This window comes from Pseudooceanicola antarcticus (assembly GCF_900215355.1).
Classification (GTDB): Bacteria; Pseudomonadota; Alphaproteobacteria; order Rhodobacterales; family Rhodobacteraceae; genus Pseudooceanicola; species Pseudooceanicola antarcticus.
In genome coordinates, this window is the sequence record NZ_OBEA01000007.1 from 191,891 (window position 1) to 211,078 (window position 19,188).

At 65.2% G+C, this 19,188-nt stretch carries 15 protein-coding genes; 11 read left to right on the top strand and 4 right to left on the bottom strand.

Features of this window, described 5'->3' with window-relative positions:
• Window positions 1-131: 131 nt before the first annotated feature.
• Complete coding sequence (locus CRO50_RS17165; protein WP_097147162.1) at window positions 132-995, bottom strand: sulfurtransferase; 864 nt, start codon at window positions 993-995, stop codon at window positions 132-134.
• A gap of 111 nt (window positions 996-1,106) precedes the next feature.
• Between CRO50_RS17165 and CRO50_RS17170 the strand changes: the two genes are divergently transcribed.
• From CRO50_RS17170 to CRO50_RS17205, 8 genes are all read left to right on the top strand, one after another.
• Entirely contained in the window at window positions 1,107-2,894 is a 1,788-nt protein-coding gene (locus CRO50_RS17170; RefSeq protein ID WP_097147163.1) for an ABC transporter ATP-binding protein, read from the top strand.
• A 24-nt stretch (window positions 2,895-2,918) separates the two neighbouring features.
• Entirely contained in the window at window positions 2,919-3,593 is a 675-nt protein-coding gene (locus CRO50_RS17175; RefSeq protein WP_097147164.1) for an aspartate/glutamate racemase family protein, read from the top strand.
• A 1-nt stretch (window position 3,594) separates the two neighbouring features.
• Window positions 3,595-4,986 carry a dihydroorotase gene (locus tag CRO50_RS17180; RefSeq protein WP_097147165.1) on the top strand — a complete coding sequence of 464 codons (1,392 nt, stop codon included), beginning with the start codon at window positions 3,595-3,597 and terminating at the stop codon, window positions 4,984-4,986.
• A complete protein-coding gene (locus tag CRO50_RS17185) occupies window positions 4,983-5,909 on the top strand; it encodes a dihydrodipicolinate synthase family protein (protein WP_097147166.1) in 927 nt (308 codons plus the stop codon). Before CRO50_RS17180 ends, CRO50_RS17185 begins: the two co-directional genes overlap by 4 nt.
• Window positions 5,909-6,658, top strand: a complete 750-nt coding sequence (locus CRO50_RS17190; protein WP_097147167.1) for an SDR family oxidoreductase — start codon at window positions 5,909-5,911, stop codon at window positions 6,656-6,658. Before CRO50_RS17185 ends, CRO50_RS17190 begins: the two co-directional genes overlap by 1 nt.
• Window positions 6,658-7,812: a MalY/PatB family protein gene (locus tag CRO50_RS17195; protein ID WP_097147168.1), complete on the top strand. Its 1,155-nt coding sequence runs from the start codon at window positions 6,658-6,660 to the stop codon at window positions 7,810-7,812. The genes CRO50_RS17190 and CRO50_RS17195 overlap by 1 nt, the downstream gene beginning before the upstream one ends.
• Window positions 7,809-8,507 carry a GntR family transcriptional regulator gene (locus tag CRO50_RS17200; RefSeq protein ID WP_097147169.1) on the top strand — a complete coding sequence of 233 codons (699 nt, stop codon included), beginning with the start codon at window positions 7,809-7,811 and terminating at the stop codon, window positions 8,505-8,507. The genes CRO50_RS17195 and CRO50_RS17200 overlap by 4 nt, the downstream gene beginning before the upstream one ends.
• A 288-nt stretch (window positions 8,508-8,795) precedes the next feature.
• On the top strand, window positions 8,796-9,284 hold the full coding sequence (locus tag CRO50_RS17205; RefSeq protein WP_097147170.1) for a GFA family protein: 489 nt from the start codon (window positions 8,796-8,798) through the stop codon (window positions 9,282-9,284).
• Window positions 9,285-9,525: 241 nt separating this feature from the next.
• On the opposite strand, the gene CRO50_RS17210 is transcribed toward CRO50_RS17205, so the two are convergent.
• The 3 genes from CRO50_RS17210 to CRO50_RS17220 all read right to left on the bottom strand — a co-directional run bounded on the left by CRO50_RS17210 (window position 9,526) and on the right by CRO50_RS17220 (window position 15,437).
• A complete protein-coding gene (locus CRO50_RS17210; RefSeq protein ID WP_157791704.1) occupies window positions 9,526-12,540 on the bottom strand; it encodes an autotransporter outer membrane beta-barrel domain-containing protein in 3,015 nt (1,004 codons plus the stop codon).
• A gap of 295 nt (window positions 12,541-12,835) precedes the next feature.
• A complete protein-coding gene (locus CRO50_RS17215; RefSeq protein ID WP_097147172.1) occupies window positions 12,836-14,344 on the bottom strand; it encodes a sulfatase family protein in 1,509 nt (502 codons plus the stop codon).
• 172 nt (window positions 14,345-14,516) lie between these two features.
• Entirely contained in the window at window positions 14,517-15,437 is a 921-nt protein-coding gene (locus tag CRO50_RS17220; RefSeq protein WP_097147173.1) for a LysR family transcriptional regulator, read from the bottom strand.
• Between the two features lie 229 nt (window positions 15,438-15,666).
• On the opposite strand from CRO50_RS17220, the gene CRO50_RS17225 reads away from it, so the two are divergent.
• Genes CRO50_RS17225 through CRO50_RS17235 form a run of 3 tightly spaced genes read left to right on the top strand, consistent with a single transcriptional unit; the run spans window position 15,667 to window position 19,186 of the window.
• Window positions 15,667-16,608, top strand: coding sequence for an ABC transporter permease (locus CRO50_RS17225; RefSeq protein ID WP_097147174.1), 942 nt, complete (start codon window positions 15,667-15,669; stop codon window positions 16,606-16,608).
• On the top strand, window positions 16,605-18,374 hold the full coding sequence (locus CRO50_RS17230) for a dipeptide/oligopeptide/nickel ABC transporter permease/ATP-binding protein (protein ID WP_097147175.1): 1,770 nt from the start codon (window positions 16,605-16,607) through the stop codon (window positions 18,372-18,374). Before CRO50_RS17225 ends, CRO50_RS17230 begins: the two co-directional genes overlap by 4 nt.
• Window positions 18,371-19,186, top strand: a complete 816-nt coding sequence (locus CRO50_RS17235; RefSeq protein ID WP_097147176.1) for an ATP-binding cassette domain-containing protein — start codon at window positions 18,371-18,373, stop codon at window positions 19,184-19,186. The genes CRO50_RS17230 and CRO50_RS17235 overlap by 4 nt, the downstream gene beginning before the upstream one ends.
• The last annotated feature ends 2 nt before the right edge of the window (window positions 19,187-19,188 follow it).

A 19,188-nucleotide genomic window follows, 5' to 3' on the forward strand; every position in this document is an offset into this window, starting at 1 on the left:
CTCTCTGATATATCAGGTGCAATATTAGATTTGAGGCAAACCCTCGATTCAGCACATTTCCCAGAGGCGTGATGCACGATCTGCACAAAACTTGAGCGCAAATCGACGTCAGAACCGGAAACGGCACGTCATCAGGGGAAAGGCCCGCGCTTCACCGGGCGATCAGAATCATGGATATATTGCGACCAGGACCCCGGATACATCGCCGCCTCGACACCGATCGAGGCAAGCGCAAGGACCGTCACGGCTGCAGACATTCCGGCCCCGCAATAGACCCCTACCTGCGCGCCGTCCGTTGCCCCCAACCCACGGTACATCTCGGCAAGCGTCGGCCCATTGGTCATGGGCCCTTCATCGGTGAAGTTATCGGGCGCCGGCGCGCTCAAGGCTCCGGGAATATGCCCGCGCTTGGGGTCACCCCCCTCCGGCAGACCGCCGATGTAATTGGGCCGAATGCGCGCATCCAGGAGAACCCCGTCGGAGGCCAGCGCAAGTGCCGTCTCGGCGGTCAATTCAGGCATATGGCCCGGCGAGATCTCCGTATCCGTTTTCTCATTTACATCAGCGTGTTGAGAGGTCTCAAGGCCTGCCTTCATCCAGGCGTCCAGCCCACCATCCAGCACCCGGACATCCGGGATGCCCGCCCACTTCAGCACCCACCAGGCGCGCGCGGCGGTCATGGTCCGCTCGGGGTCGTAGAGCACCACGGTCCGATCCTTGCGAATCCCCCAGCGCTGAACCGCCGCCTGCAGCGCATCAATCCGGGGCAAGGGCCGCTGCCCCTGGTCCGGCGCCGCGGGGGCGGCGAAATCCGTGTAGGCCTCGGCGTCGACGGCCCCCGGAATCCAGTGACCATTGCGCGAGTCGACCCCGGTGTAGGGGTTGATCGACTGAACAGCGATGACCGTCGGCGGCACATCGCCCTGCAGCATGTCCCACAGCTCCTGCGGCGACAGGAGGACCTTGCGGCGCACCTCGGCATCAGGGGTTGGCATTGCCTATCTCCTACTCAGTTTGACATTCTGATATATCACATAGTACATTTGCATTTGACAGCACAGACCGGATCAGCTGTAAATCGTGCAACATTTTCCGACGGGATCCGTATGTCTCTTCTCACTGTATCGAACCTCACCACGCAATTCCGCACCCCTGAAGGTTGGCGGAGCGTGGTCGATGACGTCAGCTTCAGCGTCGACACGGGGCAGACCCTGGCGGTCGTCGGAGAATCCGGCTCCGGCAAGAGCGTCACCGCACTGTCGGTCATGGGCCTGCTGCCCCAGGGACTGGCCCGTGCCAGCGGCAGCATCACCTTCGAGGGCAAGGAGCTGCTGGACCTGCCCGAACGGCAGATGGAACGCATCCGTGGCAACGACATCGCCATGATCTTCCAGGAACCCATGACCTCGCTGAACCCCGTTCTCAGCGTCGGACGCCAGATTGCCGAGCCGCTGATGCGCCACCGGGGCCTGTCGCGTCGGGCCGCCATGGCCGAGGCCGTGCGCCTGATGGATCGCGTCCGCATCCCCTCGGCGGGGCGCCGCGCCAGGGAATACCCGCATGAAATGTCGGGCGGCATGCTGCAGCGGGTGATGATCGCCACGGCCCTGGCCTGCGCCCCGCGCCTGCTGATCGCCGACGAGCCGACGACCGCGCTGGACGTGACGATCCAGGCGCAGATCCTTGAACTGATCAAGGAGCTGCAGGACGAAGACGGCATGGGCGTGCTGTTCATCACCCACGACATGGGCGTGGTGGCCGAGATCGCCGAACGTACCGTTGTCATGTACCGCTCCAAGTTGCTCGAGGCCGGCGCGACCGATCAGATCTTCGACGCCCCCGCCACCGACTACACCCGCCGCCTTCTGGCCGCAGCCCCCCGTCTGGGTGCCCTGGCCGACAGCCCCCTGCCCCGACCCTTCCCCGCCGAGGACGGCGCGCTGCCGGCTGCCGTCGACACGGTCCAGCACGACGCGCCGCCGCTGCTGGAAGTGCGCGACCTGGTCACCCGCTTCGACCTGACGCAGGGCGTCCTGGGGCGGGTTCATGCGCGGGTCCACGCCGTGCAGAACGTCTCCTTCGACCTGCAGCCCGGCGAGACCCTGGCAGTGGTGGGCGAGTCGGGTTGCGGCAAGTCCACCACCGGCCGCTCGGTCCTGCGCCTGACAGAGCCGACCTCGGGCAGCATCCGCTTCGACGGGCAGAACCTGCGCACCCTTCCGGCATCCAAGCTGGTGGCGGAACGCCAGGCGATGCAGATGATTTTCCAGGACCCCTTCAGCTCGCTCAACCCTCGCATGCGCGTGGGTGACGCCATCGCGGAGCCGATGATCGTGCACGGTTTGCAGACGAAAGAGACAGCGCCGGCAGAGGTTGCCCGGCTGCTGGACCGCGTAGGTCTCGACGCGGCCATGGCCTCTCGTTGGCCGCATGAGTTCTCGGGCGGTCAGCGCCAGCGGATTTCCATCGCCCGCGCCCTTGGCCTGAAGCCAAGGCTGATCGTCGCCGATGAAAGCGTCTCGGCGCTGGACGTGACCATCAAGGCCCAGGTGGTCAACCTGATGATGGAGCTCCAGGCGGACCTGGGTCTGTCCTATCTCTTCATCAGCCACGACATGGCCGTGGTCGAGCGCATCAGCCACCGGGTGGCCGTGATGCTCTCGGGCGAGATCGTCGAGATCGGCCCGCGCGAGCGGATCTTCTCGGCCCCGCAGCACCCCTATACACGCCGCCTTCTGGCTGCCGTGCCGGAACCCGATCCCGCGCGCCGGCTGACCCGCCGCAAGATCGAGGTGACCGAACTCAAGAGCCCGGTGAAGGCACCGGACTACCAGCCCCCCGTGCGCAGCTATGCCGAAGTGGCGCCCGGCCACCTGGTCATGCAAGGCGATTGAGCCGCTCCTTACGAAAGCCCATTCATGTCACGTATCCTCGTCCTCAACCCCAATAGCTCAGGGGCGATCACCGCATCCATCTCTGCGCAGCTGGACGCGCAGCGCAGCCTGACGCGGCACGAGATCCTCTGCGGCGACCTGCCCGATGCGCCCGCGGGCATCGAGAGCGACGCCGACGTCGCCCTGGTGGCCCCCATGGTGCGCGACCGCATCATTGCCGCCGGCGCGGATGCCGGTGTGATCGCCTGTTTCTCTGACCCCGGCGTGGACGTCACGCGCTCCGAGCTGTCCGACCGCCCGGTGATCGGCATTGCCGAGGCCGCCTATTATGCCGCGCTGCAACTGGGGGACCGCTTCGGCGTGATCTCCCTCGGGCCGTCGTCGATCGCGCGCCATGCCGCCCGGATCGCGGATCTGGGCCTCTTGTCCCGCCTCGCCGGGGATCGGGACATCTCGATGAGCGTCGCCGAGGGCAACCGCCCCGAGAGCTTCGGCAAGATCTGCGACACGGCCAGGGCGCTGCGCGATCTCGACGGCGCCCGTGTGATCATCCTGGGCTGTGCTGGCATGGGGCTGCACCGTGCCGCCCTGCAAGAGGCCCTGGGCCTGCCGGTCATCGACCCCGTGCAGGCCGCCGTCGCCAGTGCCGTGGCGGCCCTCGACCTTGAATACTACGCACTTGAAAAGACCGGAGCCTGAAATGGACCTTCTCCTTCGCGGCACAATCGTCGCGCCCGAGGCCACACTGAAGAACGGCTGGATTGCGGTCAAAGACGGCCGCATCCAGGCCGTTGGACAGGGCGATGATGCGCCCGAGGCGACCCGGACGGTCGACCACGGCGACGCGCTGATCCTGCCGGGCGTCGTCGATGGCCAGACCCATGCCACCAGCTGCAAGGGCATGCCCGGCATCGCCGACACGACCTGCGGGGCGCTGGCCGGCGGGGTCACCACCCTCGTCGACATGCCCTATGACAATCCGCTGCCGCTGGACCGCCCGGAACGGCTGGAAGACAAGAAAGCGGCCATCGCAGAACACGCCCATGCGGATATGGCGCTCTACGGCACCGCCACGCGCGAGACCGGCACCGGCCTGATGCGCGAGCTGATCGCGGGGGGCGTCTGCGCCTTCAAGATCTCGTCCTTTGAAAGCAGCCCGACGCGCTTCCCCCGCATCGGCGCCGACCTGATGCTCGACATGATGGAGGTCCTGGCCGACACCGATCTGCCGCTCGGCCTGCACAACGAGGACCAGGAGATCGTGCACGCCCGCATGGCCGAAGCCCGTGCCGCAGGCCGCGACGGGATCGAGGCCCATGCGGAAGCCCGCCCCATGGCGGCCGAGCTGGCCGCGACCGCGCAGTTCCTGGCCCTCGCCCAGGCCAGCGGCGCCCATGCGCATCCCGTGCACCTGACAGGTGCCGAAGGTTTCGATCAGGTCAGCGCCTTCGCCGGGCTCGGCGCCCGCGTCACCGGCGAGACCTGCGTGCATTACCTCTGCCTCGACGCGGCAAGGGATGGCGAACGGCTTGGCGCGCGGATGAAGGTCAACCCGCCGATCCGTCCCGGCCGGGTCGAGGGGCTGTGGAAGGCCATCGAGGCCGGCCAGGTCGCCTACACCTCCTCCGACCACTCCAGCTGGCCCATCGACAACAAGCTGACCGACTCGATCTTCGACGCGGGTGCGGGCGTACCGGGCCTGCAGACCCTGCTGCCGCTCTTCTACACGCTGGCAGAGGCGCGCGGCCTCGATGCGGCGCGGCTGACGGCCGAGCAGCTTTCCACCCGCCCCGCGGCATTCTTCGGCCTCGACAGCAAGGGCGCCATCGCCCCCGGCCGCGATGCCGACTTTGCCGTGCTCGAGACGGGCGACGTCGTCTTCGACGAGACCGAGGCAAAGGACGGGCTGCAATGGTCGCCCTTCCACGGCGATACCTTCAAGGCCCGCGTCAGCGCGACCTACCTGCGCGGCGCGCAGGTCTGGGACGGCACCAACATCCTCAACACCCCCGGCAGCGGGCGCTTCGTGGCGCGCGGCACCGGCAGCTGGTTCGCCAAGCAGAGCCAGGCAGATCAAGGACAGGCACAATGACCAAACTGACCTCCGACGCCCGAGGCGTCTATGTCATCTCCGTCACCCCCTTCACCGACAGCGGTGCCATCGACTGGGACAGTCTCGACCGGGTCGTGGATTTCTACTTCGAGAAGGGCGCCGACGGGCTGACCATCCTCGGGATGATGGGCGAGGCCCCCAAGCTGACCCAGGCCGAAAGCCGCGCCGTGGCCGAACGCGTGATCAAGCGCGCAGCCGGCAAGCCGGTGGTCGTCGGCGTCTCTGCCCCCGGCCTGGCCGCCATCGGAGAGCTGGGCCATGCGGTCATGGACATGGGTGCGGCCGGTTGCATGGTCACCACCCCCGGCAGCCTCAAGACCGACCCGCAGATCCATGGCTACTTTGCCCAGGTCGCGCGCACCCTGGGGGATGACGTGCCGATCGTTCTGCAGGACTTCCCGCTGTCGACCGGGGTCAATATCTCGGACGAGGTCCTGGGCCGCATCATCGACGACGTGCCCCAGGTTGTCATGCTGAAGCACGAGGACTGGCCCGGCCTGCCCAAGATCACCAGGATCCGCCAGGCCGAGGCCGAAGGCCGCCGCCGCATCTCGGTGCTCTGCGGCAACGGCGGGGTGTTCCTGCCCGAAGAGGTCGCCCGTGGCGCCGATGGCGCGATGACCGGCTTCGGCTTCCCCGAGATGCTGGCCGACGTGGTGCGCCTGGCCTCTGCCGGCGACATGGACCGCGCACAGGATCTCTTCGACGCCTACCTGCCGCTGGTACGCTACGAGCAGCAGCCGGGCGCGGGCCTGGCCGTGCGCAAGTACGTGCTGGCAAAACGCGGGGCCATCTCCTCGGCGGCGCTGCGCGCGCCCGGAGCCGGGCTGGCCCCTGAAGCCATCGCCGAGGTCGAGCGCCTGCTCGCCCGGCAAGACAAGCGACTGAAGGAACTGAACTGATGGATCTGGGACTCAAGGGAAAGACCGCACTGGTCATCGGCGCAAGCCGCGGCCTGGGCGCGGCAAGCGCCAAGCTTCTGGCCGAGGAAGGCGCCCATGTGATCGCCGCCTCGCGCAGCGGTGATGCGCCGGCCGAAGGCATGGAAGGCATCAAGCTGGACCTGTCGGATGCGGGTAGCGTCGACGCGCTGATCGCGCGCCTCGCAGAGCAGCCGGTCGACATCCTGGTCAACAATTGCGGCGGCCCCGCAGCCGGCCCCGCCAAGGGCCAGAGCAAGGCCGCCTGGGCCGCAGCCTTCGATGCCATGGCCGCGCCGATCTTCGCGATCACCGATGCCGCCCTGCCCGGCATGATCGCCAAGGGCTGGGGCCGCGTCGTGACCGTCGGCTCCTCCGGCATCGTGCAGCCGATCCCCAACCTGGCGCTGTCCAACGGCGTGCGCGGCGCCGTCGCCGGCTGGTCCAAGACCCTGGCCGAGGAAGTCGCGCCGCATGGCATCACCGTCAACATGGTGCTGCCGGGCCGCATCGCCACCGACCGCCTGGCGCAGCTGGACGGCATCAAGGCCGAGAAGACCGGCGCCTCGGTCGACGCCGTGCAGGAAGCCAGCCGCAAGACGATCCCCGCGGGCCGCTACGGCAAGCCCGAGGAATTCGCCTCGATGGTGACCTACCTCTGCTCCACCCAGGCCTCCTATGTCACCGGCTCGATGATCCGGGTCGACGGCGGCATGATCCGGGGCATGTGATGATCAGGCTGACAGCACCGAACCGCCAGGGCACCGACAGCAACAAGTGGCGTCGCTACGCCCCCGACGTGCTGCCCCTCTGGGTGGCCGACATGGACTTCGCCGCAGACCCCCGGATCACCGATGCGATCCGGGCGCGGCTGGACCATGGCGTGCTGGGCTATGGCCGCGCCACGGACGCGCAGCGCGAGGCGCTGGTGCGGGCCATGAAGCGCGACCACGACTGGACGATCCAGCCCGAGTGGCTGGTCTTCCTGCCCGGTGTCGAACCCGGCTTCAACATGGCGCTGTCGGCCTTCACCAAACCCGGCGACGGGGCGATGGAGGACCTCCCGGTCTATGCCCCGCTGCGCGCGGCCCCCGGCAACTGGGGACTCGATCTGCACGAGATCTGGCAAAGCCACGACGGCGACCGCTGGACCTGCGACGCAGGCGAGATGGAGGAGGCGGCACGTGCTTCGGATGCTATGCTGCTCTGCAACCCGCAGAACCCGACCGGCCGCGTCTACACCCGCGACGAGCTGGAGTTCCGCGCCGACCTCTGCCTGCGCCACGACATGGTGCTGATCTCGGACGAGATCCACTGCGGGCTGGTGCTGGACGGACGCCGCCACATCCCCATCGCCTCGCTCTCGCCCGAGATCGCGGCGCGCAGCGTGACGCTGATGGCGGCCTCCAAGACCTGGAACGTCCCCGGACTGAAGACCGCCTTCGCCATCGTGCCCGACGCCGACATGCGCGCGCGTTTCGAGGCCTCGAAGAAGGGCATGGTCGACAGCGTCAACATCCTGGGCCTGGCCGGCATGACCGCCGCCTACGACCAATGCACCGACTGGCGCGATGCGGCCCGTGAACAGCTGACCGCCAACCGCGACCTGCTGGCCCGACGCCTGGCAGAGCTGATCCCCGGCGCGCATATGCATCCTGCCGAAGCCGGTTTCCTGGCCTGGATCGACTTCCGGGACCTCGCCCTGCCCAAACCCGCTGCCGATTTCTTCCTCGAGACCGCCCGCGTCGCTCTCAGCGGCGGCACCGATTTCGGGACAGGTCTGGAAGGCTGGGCACGTCTCAACTACGGTTGTACACCGGATCTTCTGGACGAGGCCGTACGGCGCATGGCGCAGGCCGTCCAGGACCATGGGGAGAAGGCATGAACAACACTCAGAAATCCTCGGGGGAGCGCAGCAAGGCGCTCTCTCTCACCGATCAGGCCTATGCCCGACTGCGCGACGAGATCATCACCTGCGCGCTGCGCCCCGGCACCGACATCGGGGAACAGGAGCTCGCCGCTCGCCTGTCGATGAGCAAGACCCCGGTCCGCGAAGCCCTCGCCCGGCTCACCCTCGAAGGGCTGGTAGAGGCCTTCCCGCGCCGCGGTTACCGCGTGACGCCGGTCACGGTGAAGGACATCACCGACATCTTCACCGTCCGCAAGGCGCTGGAATGCGTGGCAGCCGAGCTTGCCGCCATGCGCATGACCGACGAAGAGCTCGACAACCTGGAAGCCGTTGCGCAACAGACCTACGGCCAGGACCGCAGCCTGCCCGTGCTGGAGTTCGTCGCCGCCAACAACCGCTTCCATGCCGACATCGCCCTCGGTGCGCGCGTTCCGCGTCTGCATTCGCTGATCACCGGCTACCTGGAAGAATGCACACGCCTGTTCCACATGGGCGCGACGATCCGCGACGTGACGCCCGAGACCGAGGAAGACCACACCCGGATCCTGAAGGCCCTGCGCGCCCGCGATCCGGCGGCGGCCCGAGAGGCCATCGGAGTGCATACGGAGAACACCCGGCGCGGCCTTCTGAGCGCCCTGATCGCCGACGAGAATTCTCCTCTCGAGCTCTGAGGCAGGGCCCGGACGCCAAGCGGGCCCTCCCCCTTCATCCAGGCAATTTCGATTTGAATTGAGGGGAAAAGCCTTGGGCTTTTCCCCGAAGCGCCGCGCTCGAGAACCGGGGACTTGCCCCCCGGTCCCGGGAGGATTGCCCGATCTCCAGAGCCCCCGAGAACCTGGAACCTGCGCCCCCAGAGCAGACAACAAACCGCTTTCTCTTCGGTTTATGCGCGGTCCATGCAAGGCTGCAGCCTGGTGCATCGCGCTCGATTGCATTCGGCGCAGACGGGGAGGATTGAAATGACAGCACAAGAGGGCGGCTGCCTTTGCGGGCGCATCCGGTACGAGACACGGGCTCAGCCCGCACGGGTTACGGTTTGTCACTGCCGGTTCTGCCAGAGGGCGACAGGATCGGCCTACATGGTCGAGCCCATTTTCGACGCGGCAGACTTCGGCGTCCTCTCAGGTGAGCCAAAGGCTTTCGATCAGGTCTCTGCGGGGTCCGGCAAGATAGTGCACGTGCATTTCTGCGCGGATTGCGGAACCAAGCTGTGGCTCAGCTTCGAGCGTTTTCCCGATGCTGTCGGCATCTATGCCGGGACGTTTGACGATCCATGCTGGTTTGAAATCGAGGCGGCGACCGCGAAGCACATTTTTCTTGGGGCCGCCCGCCTGGACACGGTCATCCCCGCCGGGCTGCCAACCTACGTGGAACACGCCACCACCAACGACGGCACGCCGCAGTCTGCTACCGTTTTCGAGACCTGTCACCAGATGGGTCGCGGCTAGCCCGGATCGTCGGCTGCCTTGGCCCGGCGGCCACCAACTCGCTGGTGCGAGGGCAGCTATCGGCCAATTATGCCCGGCACAGCGAATGAACGGCTCCTGCCCTTCCGCGACACTGCTGAAAGACGCCGTATGACGCCAAGCACCGACACGAAGGGCCAGGAGCTGCCACTCGCTGCAACCTGCACGAACGGAAGCTATGCGCAGTAAGCAAACGATTACTGCGCATAGCGGTCTGTACCGATCAGAACCGGGCGGAAAGGCGCAGGGTCAGCGCCTGTTCCCGCGCATTGTCCCCGATCTGGCCCTTGTAGCCGACGGTCAGATGCGTCGTGTCGCTCAGCGCCAGCGAAGCCCCTGCCTCCAGAAGCACGGCGTCGCGGACGACCGGAGCCCCTTCCACCGTGAACGCTGCCCCGCCCTCAAAGCTGGCGGTAGAGAAGGGTGTCACATCGCCGTAGGCATGACGCCAGCCAAGCGCACCGGTGATTTCGAGAGGCAATGCGCCGACCTCGATCTGCGCCGATACGCGCGTGCCCAGGGTGGTGAAGAGCGTGGACATGTCCTGCGACTGGCCCGCCAGCGCCGCAGCGCCGCCAGCCTCCGTGAAACCGTCCGTGTCGAGCCCGACCCAGGCCAGGCCTGCAAAGGGTTCGACTTCGGCCTGTCCAAGATCGACGCTCCAGCTCGCCTCGCCGAAGACCTGCGCCGTTCCGGCATGATAATTCGCCGTCTGTGCGCCGGTGAGCGCGCCTACGGCGACGGTCCGGTCGCTGTCGACATCGCTCAGGCTGTAGGAGGCACCGCCGCGCAGCGACAGCAGACCGGCCCCGGCGACATAGGAGCGCGCACCATAGGCGCCGATGTGAAAGCTGTCGGCCGTGGCGCTGGAGGCGCGGTCGGGCACATTCAGCTCGGTGCGGCCATAGCCCGCGAACACCCCAAGTTGGGTCCCTTCGGAGGTCGTCATATCGGCGCCGACCAGAAGACCACTGGTGTCTTCGCGCAGGGCTGCGGCATTGTCATTGCCATCCTTGCGATCCCAGGACCCGAAGCTCTCCGCCCAGACTTCCGGTGCAGCTGCGGCCCGTAGCATATCCGCGCCGGTTGCGGCTCTGGTCACAGATCCCTCGGCCTGAGGACCACCGTTCGCGCCGAACGACCGCAGACGCTGGCCAAGCGTGGTGCGCAGCAGATCCGTATTCTCCACGAGGCTGGATTGCAGGCTGGCATGCACTTCACCCGAGAGGCTGTCAAAGGCCGCGCCAAGCACCGCCGCATCGTCCGGCAGGAAAGCCGCCGCATCGAACACCGCATTGCCATGGCCGGCCGCTTCACTGACGGCGGCGACGGCACGCTGGTTGGTCGTGCCCACCTTGTCCGAGAAGCTGATGTCGTTGCGCAAGAGCTTCAGATCGACCGTGTAATTGTCCCGATCATAGACCAGCGACGGATCAAGAAAGGCATAATCGGAAGTGACGCTGTCGAAGGCGCCGGTCAAACCGGTGCCGCCTTCCAGAATCCGATAGGTTGCGGAGGGATCATAGGTTCCGTCAAAGCCGATATGCTGCACCGTCCCGCCATTGATCACGACATTTCCGCTGGCAATGGTCTTGTCGCTGGAGGTTCCCGTCGGATCGGTTTCGACCTCGTAGAAAGACCCGGCATCGAAGGTCACATCGCCTGTGACATTGAGCGTGCCAATGGAATTGCCGGGGCTGAGAATGCCACCGGACTGCACGGTGGTTTCCCCGACCGTGCCGGAGCCGCCAAACCGCGAGCCGCTGGCCACGGTCGTCGCACCCGACGAATTGAAGCTGCCATTGACGATGAGCTCCGCCGCATCGGTGAGAGCGATACTGCCAAAGGAAAGATCCGTGCCAGTCAGCGTCAGGCTTCCCGATGACACGTTGAGCGCATCCGCCTGCACCTCGCCGGAGAGCGTCCAGGCGCTGCCGGCCATGGTGAGCGTGCCAAAGCCCTTGAGGTCTTCATCCTCGCTGCCCGTGCCTTTGAGCGTCAGCGTGTCGCCGCTGTCGGCCTGAACCTGACCGATAAGGTTCGAGCCTGTGTCGAGTGTCAGATCGTAGTTGATCCCGCTGGCTTTCCCGAGCGCGTAGGTGTCAGTTCCCTCGATCGTGCCGGAGTTGGTGATGCTCGCATGACCCGTGCCAGCATAATCGGAGTTCATGAAATACAGTCCACGGCTGCCAGTGATGGTGCCGGAGTTTGTGATTTCGCTATTCGTAACGCCGGCAAAAATCGCCCCTTCATTGACGCCCCGCAGCATCCCCGAATTGGTCAGGCTGGCATCCGTCAGATTGTTGAAGAGCGCGCCATAGTGGCTTTTACCTGTGATCGTGCCCTCGTTGGTCAGCGTGCCCTTGGTGCTCGTCAGCTCGTACCAATTCCCGATCCACGCCCCGATGTCAGCGGACATGGTCCCGGTCGAGGAGTTCACAATGGTTCCGGACTTGTAAAACGCGGCTGCGGCACTCCCTACATACTCGGTGTTGGTCGATGTGAGCGACCCAGCGTTTTCCAGATGCCCGACCCCGGAGGAGGCGGTAATCGCGTTATACTCAGAGGACATTGTCGCCCCTTCGCGGTTGTAGATGGTTGCCTCCCCCGCGAGGCTGAGGGCCGCCCGGCCATCCCGCCCGGAAATGCTGCCGTAGTTGTCGATGATGCTGCTCGTTCCCCCGCTTGCCACCTGTACCGTGCCTTCGATCGTGGCACCGGCATTGTTGGTCAGCGACAGAGTGCCATTGGCCACCATGATGCTGAACTTGTCGCTCGAAATGCGCCCGGAGTTTTCAACGGTCATTCCTGACCAGCCGTTGTAGATCGCCGCGCCACCATTGGGAGATTCGACGACACCGGTTGAGCCGACCCTGACCGTGTCATCCGTATGCGAGGCGATGCCGCTCGCTGTCCCGTCTGCGCGGAGCGTGCCGTCGATCTGGAACTCCCAGGCGTTGCTGGTGCTCGTATTGATCGCGTTTTCGGTATCGCTGGTTACGGAGATGGAACCACCCTGCTCCAGATGCAGGATGCCGCCACCGGGAGAACGGGTGTCCATATCAATGGGCGCGGTTTCCGTGCCGCTGATCACCACGTCGTAGGTCGATTGCGCCAGAGCCGCGCCGCCCCATGCGAAGGTGGCGAGCACTCCGGTCAGCGCCGTGCCTGCGACGATTTTCCTGCGTGCCAAACACCGCCCCGCCAAACCACTCGTGCTCGTCGTCGCGTCGGCCATCAACGTTCTACGTACAGTATTCATTTGTAAAAATGCCTTGAATTCATTCGATAATTCGCCTCGCCAGAGGCTCTTGCGTAGTCAAATAGATGCAGATTTTTACCAATTGGACAAGAGGACATTTTGTCTTCTGGCATGGCTCTCTTGCAGAAATCGGCTGATAGGGAGGTGCCCCTTCCCCGCACAGAATGGTCCCGCGGCCTCTGTGACAGGGATGCCGATCACAGTGCAGGCTCCGGGCAGCGAAGCGGACCTCGATCTCTGCGAATTGGCGGTCGAAGTCCCTTGCGGGGCTTCAATGCTCGGGCAGGTCACCGATCTGGGCCATCTTCGCTTCGAGCTTGGCGCGCATCATGTCGAAGACGGCGGTTTGCTCGGGATCATCGGCAAGGTTCCACAGCTCGTGCGGGTCCTGTTCGCAATCGAAGAGCTCCCACTCTGGCGGGGCGCCATTGTCCTCGGCCCCGTGCTGATCCAAAGCCTTGTTGTACCAGTAGATCAGTTTGTACCGCTGATCGCGGATGCCGTAGTGGGCCCAGGCCCCATGGAAGGCATCGTTGTGCATCCAGTAGCGGTGATAGGCCAGCTGATCCCACCCCTCGGGCGTCCTGCCCTCAAGCACCGCCCGCATCGAGCGGCCCTGCATGAAGCTCGGCTCCAGCACACCTGCATAGTCGAGGAAGGTCTGGGCGAAATCGACATTGCAGCAAATGTCCCGCGTTGTGGTACCGGCGGGGATCGCGGCAGGCAGACGCGCCAGGAAGGGCATCTGCAGGCTCTCCTCGTACATGAAACGCTTGTCGAACCACCCGTGCTCGCCCAGGAAGAAACCCTGGTCCGAGGTGTAGATCACCAGAGTGTTCTCGGCCAGGCCCAGCTCTTCCAGCGTGTCGAGCATCGAGCCCACACCATCGTCGATGGCCTGCACCGTGCGCAGATAGCGTTTCATGAAGCGCTGGTACTTGAACTCCGCAAAGGCCTGCGGATCGTCGAAGCGGAAGCGCTCTCCGGTGGAGGCGCAGATGACCTCGATGCTCTCGCCCTCCTGCAGCTCAGGCACCCGACGCATATTGAGGAAGTCGACCACGCGTTCACCGGCCACCTCTGCCGGGCCGATCGGTTGCACCAGGTTGATGTCTTCCCAGGTCAGGTCCGACTTGATGCGCATCTTCGCCGCCGCCGCCGCCGCCGCACGGTTCCGGTAGTCGTCATTGAACGTCTCGGGCAGCGGCACGTCCTCGTCGTCCCATAGGGCATTGTGGCGGGGGTGTGGCTCGAAGGGGCGGTGCGGTGCCTTGTGGTGGCACATCAGGAAGAAGGGCTGATCCTTGTGGCGCCGGATGAAGTCGGTGGACATATCGGTAATGATATCGGTGGCATAGCCCGGGATGCGACGGCGTCCTTCGGGGCCGATGAAGGCAGGGTCCCAGTATTCGCCCTGCCCCGGCACCACCTGCCATTCATCGAAGCCGGTCGGCTGGTGAGCCGGTCCCTCGCCCAGGTGCCATTTGCCGAACATCCCCGTGGCATATCCCGAGCTGGACAGAAGCTTGGCGACGTTCGGCATGCGGTTGTCGAGGTCCGTGGTCAGCGTCGTGACACAGTTCACGTGGTTGTAGGTGCCGGTCAAAATGGCGGCACGCGAGGGCGTGCAGATCGAATTGGTCACGTAACACGCATCATGGCGCAGCCCTTCCGCGGCCAGACGGTCAATATTGGGGGTCTTGTTGATACCGGCCCCATACGCCGAAATTGCCCTCGCCGCGTGGTCATCGGACATGATGAAAATGATATTCGGGCGCATGGGTCCTCTTTCGGCAGCTTGACTTCAGCGCGCAGGCTAGAAGGATCCGAGTTGCAGTAAAATTGCAAAGATGCCGCAGAGTGATGCGTCGATTGGATCACTAAAGGTCAGACACAAGCTCAGGCAGCGGCCCGACGTCTATCGGGAGCGCCAGGCGCAAACGCACTGGGCGTCACATCCATTCACCATCCCGGAACAGAGCGTCGGCATGGGCAATGAGCCCCTGCAAAGGTTCCCAGTCCTGCATCTCCTCGCGATAGGCCAGCGAGGCGGTGGAGGTGCGGCTACGCAGATCCACCGGTACATTCCTCAGCCGCGAACTGCCCCGTGCGGCGATCCCTGGCAAAACCGAGATAAAGTCTCCGCCCTGCAGGATCGTCAGCACCGACACCAGGCTTTCGCAGCTCACCGCAATGGTCGGCTCGGCTCCGGTTTTCTCGAAGAGGGCATTGCGGGCCGTTTCGCCATAGGTCGGCATTTCGCTGTAGATCACCCAAGAATAGTCGAGAAGCACATCCGCTGGTAGCAGCTCCCCTTCCGTCACTTGGTCGAAGATGGGGTGGTCACAGCGGGCCACGACGTTATCGACCACCTCAGCCAAAGGGTGAAAGACCAAGCGCCGCGCCGCGCTCTCTACAGGAGGCTGACCCGTAAAGAGCACGTCCAGCCGCCCTTCGCGCAGATCGGAAAGAGACTGGGAATACCGCGAATTCTGAAGCTCGAACCGGATGTCCGGGAAGGCCTGGTGCATCGAAATCACCAGTTCAGGCAGCACGACGGCCCGCCAAACCGGCCCGGCGCCGACACGCAGCACCGGCTTTTCCTGGGCTTCATTGACCAGCAGTGATTGCTCGGAGATCGTCCACTGCCGCTGAAGACGCAAGGATTCCGACAACACCCGCTCGCCGAAGGGCGTCGGACGCACGCCACGCGCATGGCGTTCCAGGATCGGCCGACCGAAATAGGCCTCGAGCTGGGCGAGCGAGCGCGATAGGGCGCTTTGCGTGACGTTCAGCCGTGCGGCAGCGCGCCTGAGGCTGCTTTCCTCAACGATCGCCTGCAGACGGAAGAGATGGGTAACGATGTCGAGCATTGGTGCCGATGCGATGAGTTCAAGAGATCACTTGCGCCATTAATTTCATTTTTGGTTCTACCCCGCAAGTGCTAGGGCGGGCCAGGCTCTGACGGACCGCGCCTTGTCGGTGCCCGTCTCGCAGGGCCGGTTCGCAGGCGCATTGGGAGGTTTGCGAGAGATCCCGCTGGCTCATCGGGCTGCCCTGCCCCGGGTATGAGCGGCAACGGATCTCCGTCTCGGAGGAACTATGCTGAAGTATCTGTCCCGAAAGCTGTTGTCGGGTATCTGTCTCTTGTTCATCGTCTCTGCGGTGACCTTCGTACTGATCTTCGGATCGACCGAGAATGTCGCCCGCAACATCCTGGGCGAGAGCGCCACGGCCGAGGATATCGCCGCATACAATCACCAGCTGGGCATCGATCGACCGCTGCTGGTGCAATACGGCAGCTGGTTGCAGGGCGCGCTGCGCGGTGACCTCGGCGACAGTTGGACCCGCAACCAGAGGGTTGCCCCCTCCCTGCAAAGCCGCCTGCCCGTGACCCTGTCGATCGTCGGTGTCGCCGTGTTGCTGACGGGGGCCTTCTCGGTGTTGCTGGGTGTAACGGCCGCGGTGCGCCGGGGCCTCGCCGACCAGATCATCCAGGTGATCAGCGTGGTCGGTTTCGCCATGCCCAACTTCTGGCTGGGGCTTCTGCTTGTGCTGCTCTTTGCCGTGCAGCTCCAGTGGCTGCCGCCTACGGGCTACGTCTCTTTCTCCACCTCGCCACAGCAATGGGCCGCGGGCCTGGTGCTCCCTGTCGCAGCCCTTGTCTTCTCCGGTATCGCCTCCTCTTCGCAACAGGTACGCGGAGCCGTCATCGACGCGCTGAACCAGGATTACGTGCGCACGCTGCGCGCGCGCGGCGTGCGGCGCCGCTCGATCCTCTATCGCCACGCGCTGCGCAATGCGCTGCCCGCTGCGCTGACCGTGCTTTCGGTGCAGTTCGTCGCCCTGTTGGGTGGCGCCGCCGTGATCGAACGAATCTTTGCCATCCCCGGCCTCGGCTCGCTGACCGTGGATGCTGCGTTGCAGGGCGACGTGCCGGTGCTCATGGGCGTCGTCGTCACGCTCGTGATCGTCGTGGTCATCGTGAACATCATGATCGACGTCCTCAATGCCATGCTCAATCCGAAGGTGCGCCTGCAATGACCGACGCTTCGACCCAGATCAAGGCCCCTCTTTCGCGGGAAAAGCAGCGCAGTTCGATGGTGAAATCAGTCCTGAAGTCTCCCCTTGGCGCCTTGTCGGTGCTGCTGATCCTCGCCGTCGTGCTGACCGCAATCTTCGCCCCCCTGATCGCCCCCAACGACCCCGCCGCGATCCAGATCTTCAGGGTCAATGCGCCGCCGGGCGACGGCTACCTGTTGGGAGGAGACGGCTCGGGCCGTGACATCTTCAGCCGCCTTGTCTACGGCGCCCGCAATACGCTGCTCGGCACATTGATCGCAGTCGGTGTCGCAGCGATCGTCGGTGTCGCTGCCGGGCTGGCCGCCGGCTACCATGGCCGCAAGCTGGAGGTTGGCGCGAGCTGGTTCTTCGACGCACTGATGGCGCTGCCCGCGATGATCGTGCTGCTTGCCTTCTACCAGGCCCTTGGCGCCTCGATCCACCTGTCGATGGTCGTTTTCGGGGTGATGCTCTCACCCGGCTTCTTCCGGCTGACCCGCACCCTGGTGAAGGGCGTCAAGAACGAGCTCTACGTCGACGCGGCGCGGGTCTCGGGCCTCAGCGACCTGCGCATCATCTCTCGCCATATCCTGCGCGTCGTGCGCGCGCCCGTGGTCATCCAGACCTCCATTGTCGCCGGTATCGCCCTGGTGATCCAGGCCGGTCTGGAGTTCCTTGGCCTCGGCGACCCGGGCACCCCGACCTGGGGCGGAGTGCTGCAGTCGGCCTTCGAGAACATGTACGTCTCGCCGCAGGCGGTGATCTGGCCCGGTCTCGCGATCTCGATCACCGTGGCCTCCTTTGTCCTGCTCGCCAACTCGATCCGTGACCAGCTGCAGCACGGCGGCCAGCCCGCGCGCCAGCCCAAGCTGCCCGAGCGCCTCTCCGCCTTTGGCAGACAGACGGAAGCAGACGTGCTCCTCTCGCTGCGTGGCGTGAAGATCGGCTACCCCGGAACGTCCGGTTGGCGCGAGGTCGTCCATGGCGTCGACCTCGACGTGCGCCGCGGGGAAGTCCTGGGCCTTGTCGGGGAAAGTGGGTCGGGCAAGTCGCAGACGGCCTTCGCGGTTCTGGGCCTGCTGGGAACCGGAGGCCATGTGCTGGATGGTTCGATCCTCTTCGACGGTGAAGAGCTGCTCGGCAAGAGCGACGAGGAAATGCACGGGCTGCGCGGCAAGCGTATCGCCTATGTCCCGCAGGAGCCGATGTCGAACCTCGACCCCAGCTTCCGCATCGGCTCGCAGCTGGTCGAGCCGCTGATGACGGTCCAGGGCATGTCGCGACGAGAGGCCCGCGCCCATGCGCTCGACATGCTGGGCCGCGTTGGCCTGCCTGACCCCAAACGCACCTTCAACGCCTACCCGCACGAGATTTCGGGCGGTATGGCACAGCGTGTACTGATAGCCGGCGCCGTCGCCACCTACCCTGACCTGCTGATCGCGGATGAACCGACGACGGCGCTGGATGTCACGGTGCAGGCCGAGATCCTCGAACTGCTGCGCGAACTTCAGGCCGAGTTCGGCATGACGATTGTCATGGTCACTCATAACTTCGGCGTCGTTGCCGATATCTGCGACAGTGTCGCGGTGATGCGCCAGGGCGAGATCGTCGAACAGAACAAGGTGACCGATCTCTTCGCCAACCCCACCCATGACTACACCCGAAACCTGCTGGCCGCGGTTCTGGACGATGTCGAGGTGCGCCGTTACAGCCCGCCCAAATTCGCCCCCCAGGAGGCAGCCCAATGAGCCATGACAGTCTGGTCGAAGTCCGCGACCTCTGCGTCTCCTTCGCGACACACCAAGTGATCAAGAACGTGTGCCTGGACATCCGCCCTGGCGAAACCGTCGGCCTGGTCGGCGAGAGCGGCTCGGGCAAGACAACCATCGGGCGCTCGATTCTCGGGATCGGCCCGGCGAACTCGGGCCGGATCCTCTTCGAGGGGGTCGATATCGCCAATGTTGCTCCGCGCGACCGGGTCGGCGATGCCGCCCGAATCCAGGCGGTGTTCCAGGATCCCTACACCTCGCTCAACCCGTCGATGACGATCGAGGATATCCTGACCGAACCCATGGTCGCCCGCCATATCGCCACCCGCGACGAGGCCCGCCTCAAGGTGCGCGAACTGCTCGATCAGGTGTCCCTGCCCGCTGATGCCGCGCAGCGCTACCCGCGTGAGTTCTCGGGCGGGCAGCGTCAGCGTGTGGCAATTGCCCGCGCTCTGGCGCTGTCGCCGCGGCTCATCGTCTGCGACGAGCCGGTCTCGGCCCTGGACCTGACCACGCAGGCGACGGTCATGGACCTGTTCATCGAGATTCAGGAGCGCACCGGCGTGGCCTATCTCTTCGTCAGTCATGACCTGGCGGTGGTACGTCATATCTCGCACCGGGTCGCCGTCATGCGCGGCGGCGAAATCGTCGAGTTCGGCGAATGCGACCAGGTGACCGCCCGCCCGGAGCATCCCTATACCCGCCGACTTCTGCTTGCCGCCCCGGTCGCCGATCCGATCCGTCAGGCCAAGCGGCGGCAGGACTTCCTGAACCTCGACGCGGGAAGCTGAGC

Coding starts and splice junctions, on each gene's coding strand:
- CRO50_RS17165 (WP_097147162.1), bottom strand. CDS start 995: ATGCCAACCCCTGATGCCGAGGTGCGCCGCAAGGTCCTCCTGTCGCCG.
- CRO50_RS17170 (WP_097147163.1), top strand. CDS start 1,107: ATGTCTCTTCTCACTGTATCGAACCTCACCACGCAATTCCGCACCCCT.
- CRO50_RS17175 (WP_097147164.1), top strand. CDS start 2,919: ATGTCACGTATCCTCGTCCTCAACCCCAATAGCTCAGGGGCGATCACC.
- CRO50_RS17180 (WP_097147165.1), top strand. CDS start 3,595: ATGGACCTTCTCCTTCGCGGCACAATCGTCGCGCCCGAGGCCACACTG.
- CRO50_RS17185 (WP_097147166.1), top strand. CDS start 4,983: ATGACCAAACTGACCTCCGACGCCCGAGGCGTCTATGTCATCTCCGTC.
- CRO50_RS17190 (WP_097147167.1), top strand. CDS start 5,909: ATGGATCTGGGACTCAAGGGAAAGACCGCACTGGTCATCGGCGCAAGC.
- CRO50_RS17195 (WP_097147168.1), top strand. CDS start 6,658: ATGATCAGGCTGACAGCACCGAACCGCCAGGGCACCGACAGCAACAAG.
- CRO50_RS17200 (WP_097147169.1), top strand. CDS start 7,809: ATGAACAACACTCAGAAATCCTCGGGGGAGCGCAGCAAGGCGCTCTCT.
- CRO50_RS17205 (WP_097147170.1), top strand. CDS start 8,796: ATGACAGCACAAGAGGGCGGCTGCCTTTGCGGGCGCATCCGGTACGAG.
- CRO50_RS17210 (WP_157791704.1), bottom strand. CDS start 12,540: ATGGCCGACGCGACGACGAGCACGAGTGGTTTGGCGGGGCGGTGTTTG.
- CRO50_RS17215 (WP_097147172.1), bottom strand. CDS start 14,344: ATGCGCCCGAATATCATTTTCATCATGTCCGATGACCACGCGGCGAGG.
- CRO50_RS17220 (WP_097147173.1), bottom strand. CDS start 15,437: ATGCTCGACATCGTTACCCATCTCTTCCGTCTGCAGGCGATCGTTGAG.
- CRO50_RS17225 (WP_097147174.1), top strand. CDS start 15,667: ATGCTGAAGTATCTGTCCCGAAAGCTGTTGTCGGGTATCTGTCTCTTG.
- CRO50_RS17230 (WP_097147175.1), top strand. CDS start 16,605: ATGACCGACGCTTCGACCCAGATCAAGGCCCCTCTTTCGCGGGAAAAG.
- CRO50_RS17235 (WP_097147176.1), top strand. CDS start 18,371: ATGAGCCATGACAGTCTGGTCGAAGTCCGCGACCTCTGCGTCTCCTTC.